At 50.6% G+C, this 13,930-nt stretch carries 12 protein-coding genes; 8 read left to right on the top strand and 4 right to left on the bottom strand.

What is annotated here, in order from left to right; genetic code table 11:
* Positions 1–404: 404 nt before the first annotated feature.
* Positions 405–1,286 (bottom strand): LysR family transcriptional regulator, encoded by an 882-nt coding sequence (locus tag PsAD46_RS09250; protein WP_063292241.1) that lies wholly within the window; start codon positions 1,284–1,286, stop codon positions 405–407.
* A 105-nt stretch (positions 1,287–1,391) separates the two neighbouring features.
* Between PsAD46_RS09250 and PsAD46_RS09255 the strand changes: the two genes are divergently transcribed.
* The 6 genes from PsAD46_RS09255 (at position 1,392) to PsAD46_RS09280 (ending at position 8,325) form a co-directional block, all read left to right on the top strand.
* Positions 1,392–2,843 carry an aldehyde dehydrogenase family protein gene (locus PsAD46_RS09255; RefSeq protein WP_063292240.1) on the top strand — a complete coding sequence of 484 codons (1,452 nt, stop codon included), beginning with the start codon at positions 1,392–1,394 and terminating at the stop codon, positions 2,841–2,843.
* On the top strand, positions 2,843–3,874 hold the full coding sequence (locus tag PsAD46_RS09260; protein ID WP_063292239.1) for a membrane dipeptidase: 1,032 nt from the start codon (positions 2,843–2,845) through the stop codon (positions 3,872–3,874). The genes PsAD46_RS09255 and PsAD46_RS09260 overlap by 1 nt, the downstream gene beginning before the upstream one ends.
* A gap of 37 nt (positions 3,875–3,911) precedes the next feature.
* Complete coding sequence (locus PsAD46_RS09265) at positions 3,912–5,456, top strand: BCCT family transporter (RefSeq protein WP_063292238.1); 1,545 nt, start codon at positions 3,912–3,914, stop codon at positions 5,454–5,456.
* 76 nt (positions 5,457–5,532) lie between these two features.
* Entirely contained in the window at positions 5,533–7,227 is a 1,695-nt protein-coding gene (locus tag PsAD46_RS09270) for a hypothetical protein (protein WP_244273189.1), read from the top strand.
* The gene (locus PsAD46_RS09275; RefSeq protein WP_063306661.1) at positions 7,228–7,875 is read left to right on the top strand and encodes a DUF3726 domain-containing protein; all 648 of its coding nucleotides are present in this window, start codon (positions 7,228–7,230) and stop codon (positions 7,873–7,875) included.
* A 93-nt stretch (positions 7,876–7,968) separates the two neighbouring features.
* Positions 7,969–8,325 carry a RidA family protein gene (locus PsAD46_RS09280; RefSeq protein ID WP_063306662.1) on the top strand — a complete coding sequence of 119 codons (357 nt, stop codon included), beginning with the start codon at positions 7,969–7,971 and terminating at the stop codon, positions 8,323–8,325.
* A gap of 46 nt (positions 8,326–8,371) precedes the next feature.
* On the opposite strand, the gene dpaL is transcribed toward PsAD46_RS09280, so the two are convergent.
* The 3 genes from dpaL to PsAD46_RS09295 all read right to left on the bottom strand — a co-directional run bounded on the left by dpaL (position 8,372) and on the right by PsAD46_RS09295 (position 10,739).
* Positions 8,372–9,553, bottom strand: a complete 1,182-nt coding sequence (gene dpaL, locus PsAD46_RS09285; protein WP_063306820.1) for a diaminopropionate ammonia-lyase — start codon at positions 9,551–9,553, stop codon at positions 8,372–8,374.
* Between the two features lie 98 nt (positions 9,554–9,651).
* Positions 9,652–10,035, bottom strand: coding sequence for a RidA family protein (locus PsAD46_RS09290; RefSeq protein ID WP_057464574.1), 384 nt, complete (start codon positions 10,033–10,035; stop codon positions 9,652–9,654).
* A 5-nt stretch (positions 10,036–10,040) separates the two neighbouring features.
* Positions 10,041–10,739, bottom strand: a complete 699-nt coding sequence (locus PsAD46_RS09295) for a PAS domain-containing protein (protein ID WP_014283993.1) — start codon at positions 10,737–10,739, stop codon at positions 10,041–10,043.
* A 323-nt stretch (positions 10,740–11,062) separates the two neighbouring features.
* Here PsAD46_RS09295 and PsAD46_RS09300 point away from each other — a divergent pair, with 323 nt between their 5' ends.
* Positions 11,063–12,229 carry a Xaa-Pro peptidase family protein gene (locus tag PsAD46_RS09300; protein WP_063306663.1) on the top strand — a complete coding sequence of 389 codons (1,167 nt, stop codon included), beginning with the start codon at positions 11,063–11,065 and terminating at the stop codon, positions 12,227–12,229.
* A gap of 115 nt (positions 12,230–12,344) precedes the next feature.
* Positions 12,345–13,907, top strand: coding sequence for a BCCT family transporter (locus tag PsAD46_RS09305; RefSeq protein WP_208981750.1), 1,563 nt, complete (start codon positions 12,345–12,347; stop codon positions 13,905–13,907).
* Positions 13,908–13,930: the final 23 nt, after the last annotated feature.

Genomic DNA, 13,930 nt, shown 5'->3' on the forward strand with positions numbered 1-13,930 from the left:
AACGCAGAACTATTCAAAACCGACGCTTGCGCTACCACGCACAAGCCGCTTAACATCAACACGCAATTGGGCCAGACACTCCACTAATCGAAAGCCAATTTTGTCCAACTATCTTTGACGACGGACAGTCTGAAGGCTCTTCAGTGATGGGGAAATGCTTGGGTACACTCTGACCATTGCATTCCTTTTGTAACTCTTCCTTCAAGAGCCAACGGTTGTCTCTCACTCATGTTTTGAGAGCAAGATCTTATACTGAGATGAACTTGGATGTTTGCTTGAGTATCTGCAGTGCAGCTCCCGGCACACGAGTCTCAAAGCCGAAGTTTAAGCTTTTGCAGTGTGTTGCGGCTGCTAATGAGCGAACTTGGATAATTTGAGCGATGAACTCTAATTACCAAGATCAGTCATCCTCTTTCCTTCACAAACATCAAAATCGCCCGCTCCAGTTCTTGTGCTGCCGGAGATGGTGGGGTGTCGGATTTTCGGATGAGTTGGATCTCGCGTTGGATGTTGGTTTCGGGAAGGGGGATGAAGCTGATTTCTTCTGAGTTGGGCATTTGTACGGTGGTTTCGGGGAGGATCGTGATGCCGACTTTATTGCGGATCATAGCCATCAAAGATGTGATGTTGTGTACTTTTAGGCCCGCGTTTGCGTGGAGTTGTTGGCAGTCGGGGATATGGATAGATTGAGAGAGATTGTTGGCAATCAGACGTTCGTGTTGAAGGTCAGCCCAACGCAGCTTGTCTCCTAACTTTAAGAGCTTACTCGACTTGTGGCAAAGAATACCAAAGCGATCTGAGAAGAGAGTTTGAGTGTGGAATGAAGTGGCGTGCCCCTGTGTAGAGGCAATGCCCAAATCAATCCGGTCTTTTGCCAGCTCGCGCAGGATGGACGCAGAATCCATGTCTCGGAGCTCGATGTGAACGTCTGGGCGCGCAGAGAGATATTGGGCGATGACTTCAGGCATGATTGTGTTTGCAACGGATGGCACAGCAGCCAATCGCACTTTTCCGCTTTTTGCTTTTGCGAAGTTCACAATATCCTGCACCATGCCGTCAAATTGATAAAGCTCCCGCTCTGCCTGCTCCAGAACGAAAGATCCAAGCGCTGAGAGCCGGTTCTTACGATCGGTCTCAAACAAAGATTGTCCTAGATTTTCTTCCAGTTGTTTCAGCATCATGGAGAGCGCTGAAGGTGTGCGCCCAAGAACCTCGGCTGCATCACTAAGGTTGCCGGTTCGCGCAACTGCAACGAAGCAACGAAGCATCTCAATCTTGATCTGCATTTCAATTTTCCTGAAACAAATTACAGAAGTTTGATTTTGACTGAAATTGCATCATGTGTCCATAGTCTGCTCAGTAATTCTACGGGCGAATAGGCAGCAGATCACATGGTCGACACACAACTGAATCTCATTGCAGGAAACTGGACCGCTGGCACAAGCGAAGTTGAGAACCGGAACCCATCGGATCTGAGTGATCTTGTTGGTCTGTTTGCGCAGGCATCCGCTGGTCAGCTGGAAGCGACCTTGGACCAGGCACGCATTGCTCAGGCGGAATGGGCTGCTTATGGCATTGAGCGCAAATACAACGTGCTGAATGCGATTGGGACTGAGATGATGGCGCGTGCGGAGGAACTCGGTACGCTGCTTTCTCGTGAAGAGGGCAAACCTTTCGCGGAGGGTAAAGGAGAGGTTTACCGAGCGGGTCAGTTCTTCACCTACTATGCAGCTGAAACATTACGTCAGATTGGCGAAAACGCAGATTCTGTGCGGGACCGAATTGAGGTTGATGTTCGCCGAGAAGCGGTCGGTGTTGTTGCAGTTATCTCTCCGTGGAACTTCCCAACAGCAACAGCGTCCTGGAAGATTGCACCAGCGCTCGCATTTGGAAACGCAGTTGTCTGGAAACCAGCAAACCTGACACCAGCCTCTGCGGTTGCACTGACAGAGATTATTGAGCGACAAGACATACCCAAAGGCCTCTTCTCATTGGTTATGGGATCTGGCCGTGACATCGGCCAACGTTTGGTTGAGAGCCCGAAAGTTGATGCAATTTCCTTCACAGGGTCTGTTCCGGTAGGCCGGGGCATTGCATCTGCTGCTGTTCAGAACTTCACGCGAGTTCAGATGGAAATGGGCTCCAAAAACGCTCTTGCTGTTATGGATGATGCTGACCTTGATCTGGCTGCAACTTTAGCAATCGGTGGTGCGTTTGGCGGAACTGGTCAGAAGTGTACAGCGTCTTCCCGTCTGGTTGTCCACGAAGCCATTCATGACGCGTTTGTTGAGAAGTTCATTGCTGGCACAAAAGCCATGAAGGTTGGTCATGCATTGCAGGCGGGTACTCAGATTGGTCCGGTTGTCTCTGAGCAGCAGCTCAACGAAAATCTGGCCTATGTGGAGCTTGGTAAATCCGAAGGTGCAGAGCTCGCATGTGGTGGACAACGTCTGGAGATGCCAACACAGGGCTTCTATATGTCTCCCGGTGTCTTCCTGAACTCGACCAACTCCATGAAAATCAACCGTGAAGAGATGTTTGCTCCATTGGCGGCAGTCATTAAGGTTGGCAGTTATGATGAAGCTCTCGCGATAGTCAATGACACCAACTTCGGACTGACTTCGGGCATCGTGACGCAAAACCTCGCAAGGGCAACCCATTTCCGTAGAAACGCGCGTACTGGGTGTGTGATGGTTAATCTACCGACAGCTGGCACCGACTATCACGTTCCATTTGGTGGTCGTGGAGACAGCTCATACGGCCCACGAGAGCAGGGCTCCCACGCGAAGGACTTCTACACCATCGTCAAAACCTCCTACATCTCATCCGGAGTTCCTGTGTGATGTGGATCGACAATCTTCAATATGCCAACTGGTCTGAGAAAATCTTTCGGCAAATGCGGGCGGGGGGATTAGACGCTGTTCATGTAACGATCGCGTATCATGAGAATTTTCGCGAGACAGTGCTCAATTTTGAGCAGTGGAACCGCTGGTTTGAGCAATACTCTGACCTCATTATGCCCGCTTATGTGGCCGCTGATATTGATGTTGCACGCGAAACCAATCGCACAGCAATCCTCTTTGGGTTCCAGAACCCAAGCCCGATTGAAGACGATATCGGCCTCGTTGAGATTGTGCACCGCCTTGGTGCACGGTTCATGCAGCTGACATACAACAACCAGTCGTTGCTTGCCACAGGTTGCTATGAAGCTGAAGATACCGGCCTCACCCGGATGGGCAAACAGGTTGTCAGGGAGATGAACCGGGTCGGGCTTGTTGTGGATATGAGCCATTCTGCCGATCGGTCAACGATTGAGGCTGCGGATTACTCTGAAAGGCCAATCGCAATCACGCATGCCAATCCGTTTGATTGGGCGCCTGCGCTGCGCAACAAAAAAGATGATGTCATTCGGGCTGTCGTAGAAAATGGCGGAATGCTGGGCTTCTCGCTTTATCCGCATCACCTCAAAGACAAATCGGCGTGCACGCTTGAAAGCTTCTGCACGATGATTGCGCGGACCGCAGAAAAGTTTGGTGCGCAGCATTTGGGAGTAGGCTCTGACCTTTGCCAGGACCAGCCAGATAGCATCGTGGAATGGATGCGCATGGGGCGTTGGACAAAAGAGACGGACTATGGCGAGGGCTCGGCGAGTGCACCGGGTTTCCCGCCAATGCCTAAATGGTTCGAGAACAACAAAGATTTTGGCAACCTTGAAAGAGGTTTGCGAACTGTCGGTTTCAATGAGGAGGAAACTGCAGGGATCATGGGCCGAAATTGGTACTGCTTTTACGAAAGCAGTTTTCACGCAGCACCAGCCGAAAAGAGGCTGCTTAACTCACCCCCATTGGAGTTGAAGAAGAACTGTTCAGCTTAACTGAACATGCTGCATTGCCGTCACCAGGGAGGGAAACATGACGGACATTACCAAGCAATCTGTAGAGGATACGAACGATACCAATATGCCGCTGCTTGCGATTACAGGTGGCTTTATCGTGCTCTTCTGCTTAGTCGCACTCATCAATCTCGATGTATTATCGGCATTTGTTGATTGGGGCTTCAATATTTCAGCAACATACTTCGGCTTGTTTTGGCAGGTACTGCTTCTGTCAACGTTTCTTCTGGGCTTGATCCTTTGTGTATTGCCGGGCGGTAAGGCGATCATGGGCAACCTTGCAAAGCCCGAGTTTACTGTCTTCCAGTGGGGCGCAATGATCATGTGCACCCTGTTGGCAGGTGGTGGCGTCTTTTGGGCTGCGGGTGAGCCAATGGCACACTTCCTGTCATCGCCTCCACTGTTTGGCGCAGAAGCCGGCACGGATGCTGCCGTGGATGCAGCCATGGCACAAAGCTTTATGCATTGGGGCTTTTTGGCCTGGGCGATCCTTGGCTCATTGAGCACCGTCATGCTGATGCATTATCACTATGAAAAGGGATTACCACTCGCCCCGCGGACATTGCTTTACCCGGTATTCGGTGACAAAGCGATCAACGGTCCAATTGGCCTCATAGCAGATGCGTCAAGTATCATTGCTGTGGTTGCTGGAACCGTGGGTCCGATTGGCTTCCTAGGGTTGCAAGTCAGTTACGGTCTGAGTGATCTGTTTGGCATTCCAGATGGGTTTACAACACAAGCTGTTGTGATTGCTGGCCTGGTCGCGCTCTATACGATTTCAGCCATCTCCGGTCTTTCCAGAGGTATCCAGCTTCTGAGCCGCCTGAATGTCATTCTGGCTGCCGGTCTGCTGCTTTTCGTCTTGCTCGCTGGCCCAACAGCCTTCATCTTCAACAGCTTCTTCTCAGGCTTTGCAACATATCTTGGCAACTTCTTCGGCATGGCGCTTTACCGCGGTGAAGCTGGTGTCTTTGGTGAGCCGGGTTGGCTTGGCTGGTGGACTGTGTTCTTCTGGGGCTGGTTCATGGGATATGGCCCGTTGATGGCAATGTTCATCGCGCGTGTATCTCGTGGTAGATCCATTCGCTCTATCGTGATCATGCTGTCCATTGTCGCGCCAATTGTCACAAACTTCTGGTTCACCATTGTTGGTGGTTCTGGGATTGCATTTGAACTTCAGCAGGCTGGCTCTATTGCGACTGCTTTTGAAGGTTTCAACCTTCCAGCTGCACTCTTGGCGATTACACAGCAGCTGCCGCTCGGCTTCTTTGTCTCTCTCCTCTTCTTGGTTTTGACAACGATTTTCGTAGCGACAACAGGTGACTCTATGACCTACGTCATCTCTGTCACCATGTCCAAGAGCGGAACACCATCTATGGCAGTTCGTGTGTTCTGGGGCATTGCAATGGGCATGATGGCAATAATCCTGATTTCAGTAGGGTCTGGCGGCGTCTCAAAGTTGCAAAGCTTTATCGTCATCACCGCAGTACCAGTATCCTTGCTACTCATTCCGTCACTTTGGGATGCATTGCGCATCACAATAGCGAAAGGAAGAGACAGCTAAGCATATTGCCCGAGCACATATATCCAATATGGCTCGGGCAATTTAAGCTTCGGATTGTCCAGAGGATGAGATGATTATGAGTGTTTGCGAAACCGATGCAATCCAACTGCGTTCACCTGATAAGGTGATGAAGTTGAGCCGGCTCGGTTCAATCCATCAATCGCGCCTATCCTTCATGCGTATTCTTCTAAGACGCATGCAGAATGAAAATTGGCGATTTGACCGACCTGTCTTTGAAATGGATGAATGCGGTGTTAGGCACGCTGTCTATTGCGCTCATGGTCCGGACCGAACCTACTCTCTTGTTGCCTTCTCGCATGATCTTCCAGCTGAGAAACGGTCAGATCGTGTGATTGCCGATGCCTGGGACGCTACGTTCACTCTTTTTGACGGTATTCCAACCTCTGAGGATATTGAACGTCTTTCTCGCAACGTACCTTTGCAAGAGGCTGGGCGCATTTGTGAGACAGAACTATCACTGTCACGCGCCAACCGTTCGGCGCGATTGTGGGAGCACATTGTAACGGCTCTGGCAAAGGGAGAGCAGCCGGATCTCCAAAAGATCGAAGCCGTCGGCTATCTCATGCGCACCACCGCTGTTTATGGGTCAGGCAAGTTTGGGGCGGCGGATCGCGAAATGATCGCGGACCGTCCTGAGTTTCAAAGTCCGTTCCAGGTGGAGATGCTTTCCGTCTTTCTGACACGCGCTTTTGTGCGCGACCTTGTCGAGTATATGGCGCGAATGAAGGGGGGAGAAAAAGCTGTAAAGTTGGATCCTGCTATCGCCCGTTCTATGGGCATTGGGAATTCAACTGGCCTCGGAATGGCGCCATTTCTGCTCAATCACCCTGTACTGTTTAACAACTGGATTGCTGCGCGGGAACAAGCGGCTGCACGCGTACGTGCACTCCCTCGGGCAAGTGAACAAGAGATTGAACTCTTTCGTGAGTTGTTGGCGCGCAGCATTTTATTGACTGCGTCCTGGACAACGGACCATCAGATCCAATCTGAAAAGACTGAAGGGCTCAAGCGTGACCTTGTATCGTTGCAGCAGCAGGCCGAAAACATCTCTGATGCAAGTGATCACCCTTGGAAACAGCTAAATACCTGGGCAGAAAAGGAACTATCTCTGGAAGGGCAGGAGTGCCTGACTTCCTTGATGCTGGAGCCTTATGGGGCACTTGTTGATGATCTTGCAAACACCATGGCCGCTGACAACACGCCAACATTCCGCATTGCTGGAGCGATGACACTGCAGGATCTGCGAGAAGTTCTTGAACGGGTCTATGGTTGGGCATTGGAAATTGATTGGAGTGATCAGCAGAACAAAGCAAAGGCCTGGTATGTCTCAGAGGAGAAGCTGGAGCCACGTCTGGGTGAACGCTTTGAAGAGCCGATTGAAGAATACGAGCAACCTTTAGCGCCCGGACGAGATGCAGCTGCGCTTTATCATGCTCTGGGCCACTGGCCAGAAGACAAAAACATCGCTCAGTTTCTGCTGAGGCATCCTGAATACCGTCACATCGTTCGCCGCGCTCAGATTGTCAATCAGGCACCCTATGCTGAAATCCGCGACAATACGATTGCAAGCGATGTTCTGCCGATCGATATGCTGAGATGTAAACTCGCCTTTTTCGGCGCAGTGCAATTCGATCCGCGCTCTGATCGTTGGGTACGCATCAACATGTATGCAAACGCGCCTTATCCGGAGGAGTTGGCGTCACAATCTGATGATTTCTGGGTCTATCCAGCACTGAGCAGAGGCAACTAGATGAGTTATTCTCTCAATGAAATCGAAGCGATGTGCAAGCGTGCTTCTCGCGGTGCAGGGTTGCCATGGGGCTTATGTGAGGAGGCCGCCAAAGGAACGCGCTGGCTCGCGTCCTTTGGATTTCCTGGACCGGATTTGCTGGTCTCACTCTTAGATTTGAATGACAGGCTGCCAGCGGTTGATCTGTCTCCAGTGGCACTTCAAGGCATCTGGCGTGCTCCAGCGGGCAGGCTAAGCCCACTCATTGCAGGCGCAGCGATGAGTGACTGTGCGATCAAAATGGAGCTGGGCAATATCATAACAATGCTGGAAGTTGACTACCCGTTGCTGGTTGTTCCTTTCGCGTCCGGTGCAGCCCTTCGTCTTGGTCAGCCAGTTGCTGTGGAGTGGGAAGGTACGCGCATGGTTACCAACGGCAAGGAACTCTGCGTTCAGGGCAATTCTGAGGCAATTTTATCTTCTCACGCCAAACGAGTTGAATGCTCAGCGCCAGCACAAATGCTCTCGCAAAGCAAACCTATCCATAGAGCGGTTGTTGGGGATGCATGTTGGATGCGGCTTGGAGCATTTGCACAGCGAACCTTTGCTCCGGCGACAGAAGCATCCCGCCTACGTGGAGCTGGAGCTGGTTTGACAGACAACGACTAACCAGCCGTTGCTCCTAAATCTCAAAATCACGAAATCCAATGCAAGAGATCAGGTGTTTGATGAACACGCTGACTGATAAAAACTGGAGTAAAAATGAGCTCAGAACTCAAAAAACTAGGCGGTTCAAAGCGCTTTTCTGCAATCGCAATTCACAATGATGTCGTTCACTTGGCAGGTCAGGTGTCTCAGCTGGTTGAAGGTGACATCGCCGAACAGTCAAAAGACGTTTTCGCAAAAGTCGACAGCTTGCTTGCTGAGGCAGGGACAACTCGTGAAAACGTATTTTCCGTCCAGATCTGGCTGGCAGACATGCGTGAATATGATGGGATGAATAACGTCTGGGATGAGTGGGTCGCTGATCTCAACGCAGCCCCAACACGAGTTTGCGTCGAAGCCCGTATGGCGAAACCTCACTACAAAATCGAGGTTCTGGTGCTCGCGGCGCTTTAAGGGAAGACCCAAACAGAGCAACGGCCCTGTTTGGGTTCATAAGCGGTTAAAGAGGTAAGGCGCCTTCCCAGACGATTTTTCTGTAACGTTCAGGATTGGTGTCGCCCTCGGTGTTGAAGATCAACACAACACTCTCTTCGTTGATACCAGCTTTTTGTGCCAGTTCGGCGTACTCTGCTTTTGACTTCATCGCGTAAAGCAGGCCGATGTTCAAAGCACCGGACTCGCCGCCTGTGATCGCAGGGTCCCCTTTGAGTGGGTTACCAAGAATGCGCATGCCGGTGGCGGCAATGTTATCTGTGGCTGAGATGAAGTGATCGCCGCAGTCTCTTAGGATTAGCCATGTGATCGGATTTGGTTCGCCGCAGGCAAGACCAGCCATAATGGAAGTCAGGTCACCCTCAACCGCAGTCATCTCACCATTTTCGCTGGAAACAGATTGATAAAGGCAATCTGCAGCGCGCGGCTCGCTGATCACAGACGTGAAGTTCTCAGGTCCGTACGCATCAGCAAGATAGCCCAGAACACCGCCTGCCATAGCTCCGACACCAGCCTGAAGCATAACGTGAGTTGGTTGAGCATCGTCCAGCTTGGCGAGTTGGTCAGCTGCTTCTCCAGCCATCGTCATGTAACCCTGGGAGATCCAGGTTGGTATCTCTTCGTAGCCATCCCAGGCAGTGTCCTGAACAAGCTCCCAGCCGTTCTCTTCCGCTGTTTTATTCGCTAGTCGAACGGTGTCATCGTAGTTCACATCGGTCACAATGCAGTCTGCACCCAAACCCCGGATGCGCTCGACAGCTGACTGAGGTGAACCTTTGGGCATGTAAACAACAGCCTTTTGTCCCATAGCGCGCGCAGCCCATGCGACACCGGTCCCATGGTTGCCAGCAGTTGCTGTTGTAAAGACCATAGGGCGCTCAAACTTTTGAGAAACAGTCTGTAGGTCGATTTCCGAAATATCGAGATCAAGCTTCTTCGCAAGCAAGCGACCAAGGGCATAGGAGCCACCAAGCACCTTAAAGGCATTTAGTCCGAAACGATGAGACTCATCCTTCACGTAAATCGCCTTGACGCCCAGCACCTTTGCTAAGGCGGGAAGGCTGGTGAGGGGAGTTGGTTCATAACCTTGGATCTGACTATGAAACTCACGCGTTTTCTCTGCAACTTCAGTCGTGAACAGTGGACTGGTTTCACCTGTGCGGAAACGATTGCTGCGTATCTTAAGCATCTTGGTCTCTTCAACAGCTTGGGCAAGGGGAGGAGAGCTGCGCTCGAAGAGAGTGGGGAACTCTATCTCAGAGCGCAGCAACAGGAGTGTCGTGCAGCTTACTTGACGTACGCGATTGCTTCGACTTCAACCAGCGCGTCTTTCGGCAGGCGGCCTGCCTGGATGCAAGAGCGCGCAGGTGCACCTTCAGTGCCAAAGACTTCCGTGTAAACTTCGTTGAACGCTGCAAAGTCTTCCATTTTAGCGAGGAAACATGTGGTTTTCACCACGCTGTCGATACCAGCACCAGCCTCTTCCAACACAGCCTTCAAGTTGGCCAGTGACATTCTGGCCTGCTCGGTGATGCCACCTTCAGGGAATGCCATTGTTTTTGGATCAAGCGGCAATTGGCCAGAGGTGAAAACGAGGTTCTCTAAAACAGTTCCCTGAGAATACGGTCCGATTGCAGCTGGAGCGTTTTCTGTAGCAACTAACTTTTTCATTTTACTTACTCTTTGCTAGTGATCTGAGTTTTTGATTCTCGGATGTACTTGTAGATGGCATGTCGCGTGATCCCGAGTTTTTCCGCCACAAGCACGGTTGCTTCTTTGAACTCGAAAATGTCGCGTTCAAGAAGCAGTTTGGTGACAGCCTTGTTGCTGGCTTTTTGTGTCACCGATGGGTCTGCCTCCACATCTCTGATCGCCTGTTCCAAGGCACCCAAAATGACCTCAGTTGAGTTGGTGCTGAAGCGCTCTGGTGTTGTTTTCTCTGCAACCTCAGCAGCATCTGGAGTGAACGTGCTGATGATCTCTGAGAAGGGCAGGGATAGATTGATGTTCAGGCAGAACAAACCAATCGGTTTGCCTGAAGCGCCAAGGATAATCGTCGTTGCTGATTTTAGCAGCTGTCCCTCAGCATTATGCGTGAAGTAGGCTTTCGGTGTCAGATTGCCTGTCTCCTGATAAACCCGCAGCATCTTCAAACCGAGGTCTGTTATGGGAGACCCGATCGTCCGACCCGTCATGTGTCCGTTGACGATCTTGGCAACAGATGTTTCCAGGTTTTTGAGAGAATGCACCACAACCTCACAGTGTGGCCCGATCAAATCCGCGACTGTTTCTGCAATGCGAAAGTAGTTTGCAAGACGATCATCATCATCTTCAAAGAGACATTCTACATTTGTGAAGTCATTGAGGTTGATCATAGCTGTTTTCTCAAAGCTCGCCTGAATACGTAATAGGTTCCTTGTGTTGGTAACCACGTTTCCCGGTGTTTGCAATGAAAAGTTCACTTCATTTAACTGTAAATGCTAATTTTGAGCCGAAATGCGTAATGGTACTGATATTTTATCCACTAAAGAGGACGGAAATCTAGAAATATATATGTATGAATGCCTATTACAGTCTAATATTGTTGACTGAAATGATATTGTATTAAATATGTAACTCAAAGGTTGGTTGAACCCATTTGCGTTCACAAATTTGCAATTTCGGGTCCGGCCACTCTGTCATAAAACGGGAGCACATCATGTCAGAGTTTTCTTTGAGGGGCTTTGAAGTTTCAGAATTTGAAAGCCGGACAGCACGCCTGCAAAAGGTGATGCATGAGCAAAAAGTGGACGCTGTCCTTTTCACGACAGAACCCAATGTCCGCTACTTCTCTGGTTTCTTCACTCAGTTTTGGCACAGTCCAACACGTCCATGGTTTCTGATTGTGCCTCTTGAAGGCAAGCCAATCGCGGTTATTCCAGAGATTGGCGCCACTGGAATGGCGGCAACATGGATCGATGATATCCGTACCTGGGCATCACCATGCCCTGAGGACGATGGCATTTCTCTGGTTGCCAAGGCCATGAATGACCTGCCTAAAAAGTACGGTCGTGTGGGTGCAACGCTTGGGATTGAATCCTACCTGCGTATGCCAACAAACAACTTCCTGGAACTACGTGACAAGGTTGAATCAGAATTTGTTGACGTTGCGCTTGCAATTCACAATCTTCGCCAGATCAAATCCGCAGCTGAAATCAGCAAGACCCGCCAAATCTGCCGTATCACCAATCAAGCCTTCGACCTCATTCCAAACTACGCAAAAACTGGAATGACCGAGCGGGAAATCTGCAAACAGTTCAGAATTGATATGCTGAGTGCAGGTGCGGATGAATGTCCTTACATTATCGCAGGGTCCGGCCCTGATGGATATGACAGCATCATCATGGGCCCAACTGACCGCGCATTGAATGACGGTGATGTTCTCATCATTGACACAGGCGCAGTCAGAGATGGCTACTTCTCAGACTTTGACCGCAACTGGGCGTTTGGCTCTGCAAGTGAAGAGACACTTGCTGCCTATCGCGCAACATGGGAAGCAACGACCAAGGGCTTTGAAGCTGCCAAGCCGGGCAACACGACTACAGACATCTACAATGCAATGTGGAGTGTCCTGGAAGCTGCCGGTGCTCTTGGCAATGATGTAGGCCGCATTGGCCACGGCCTTGGCATGGAGCTGACAGAGCGCCCATCTCACACAGCAACCGACAATACTTTGCTAGTGCCAGGTATGGTTCTGACTTTGGAACCGGGCATGAACTACGCGCCAGGTAAGCAGATGGTTCATGAAGAAAACATCGTCATCACAGAAGACGGTGCAGAGTGGCTCACTGAGCGCGCAGCACCGGAAATGATCATCATTAAATAACAAGCATGAGCCGTCCCCTCGGGGCAGGGAGACGGCTTCCCTCCTATGCAGTCAGGATAAATTGCTTCGGCATTGTTTATCCTTAGCGCTGTAGCGGTTAACTCAGGGGAGAGTTATGAGTAACCAAGCTGTACAACAACTAAAACAAGGTAAGATGCTCTTTGCCAGCACGATGACATTCATTGTTGTCGTGGTTTTGTCAGGCATCCTGTTCCCGGATCAACTGTTTAATGTCGGTGTAAGCACCATGAACTATCTGACCGATAAATTCGGTTGGATCTACATGGCGGGCTCCTTTGCCTATGTCATGGTGATGTTCTTCTTCGCCTTCAGTAAATACGGTAACATCCGCTTTGGGTCGGATGACTCCAGACCAGAATTCAGCACCTTCTCATGGATTGCGATGCTGTTCTCCGCTGGTATGGGTACCGTAATGCTCTATTGGGGTGTTGCAGAGCCAGTTTACCACTACATGAACCCGTTAGAGACAACCGGTATTGCTGCACAAACACCTGCAGCAGCTGAGTTTGCGATGAAGCAGAGCTTCATTCACCAGGGCATTCAGGCCTGGGCTGCATTCTCCGTGGTTGGTCTGATCCTCGGTTATCTGATGTACCGTAAAGGCGAAAGCGGCCTGATCAGTAACATTTTGCTCCCATGGGGCCGTGATAAAGCAAATGGTGGCTGGGGCAAACTGATCAATCTGGTTTGTGTGTTTGGCGCCATCGCAGGTATCTCTACCTCTCTTGGTCAAACTGGCCTTTCCCTGTCCATCAGCTCCTCTTACCTGATCGGCACGCCGGACGGCCCGCTGACAAAAATCATCCTTGTTGCTGCGATCACAGTAATCACCATTCTGTGCACCACCACAGGCCTTGAAAAAGGCATCAAGATCCTTTCCGATTACAACGCCTACCTTCTTGTTGGTTTGATTGTACTCGTCGGAGCGCTTGGCCCAACCACCCAGATGATCAATGTTTACTTTGATACAATGGGTAACTACATGAACGACTTCTTTACTGATGCGTTAATGTTGCCAACCTTCGCTGCGGATAAAGAAACCTCGTGGATCGGTGGCTGGCCAATTTACTACTATGCATGGGCAATCGCCTGGGCACCGTTTGTTGGTCCGTTTATCGCGCGTGTCTCCAAAGGCCGCACAGTCCGTGAGTTCATCCTTGGATCCATGATCCTGCCATGCCTCGGTATCTTCCTCTGGGTTGCGTTCTTCGGCACAATCGGCCTTGAAGCGTCTCCGGAAGCATTGGAAGCTGCAGCAGCGTCTTCTAAAGCTGCAACCTTCATCGTGCTGGAAGACTTCCCGCTCGGTACCGTCATCTCCATTGGTGTTGTGATTGCTCTGTTCACCTGCTTCATCACATCCATGAACAGCTCAACCTTCACACTCAGCTCCATGAGTGAAGATGGCTCCCTGAACCCAAGCAATAAGCAGAAGGTTATGTGGACCATTGCACAGGGCGCTATGGCTTTGACACTGATGCTGGCAACAAAATCTGGTATCGATTTGTTGCAGTCCATCAGCTTGATTTTCGCTCTGCCATTGATGTTTGTGCTCTTCGTGGCAATGATTAGTACATTCAAGATGTTCCGCGCAGAATTTGCTGATGAAAAGCAAGCGGAAGAAGACGTGCCAGCAATCAAACAAGCTGCCGAATAAAAACAAATAAAGCGAAGAGGCAG

Origin of the sequence: Pseudovibrio sp. Ad46, assembly GCF_001623065.1 — a bacterium.
Taxonomy (GTDB): Bacteria; Pseudomonadota; Alphaproteobacteria; order Rhizobiales; family Stappiaceae; genus Pseudovibrio.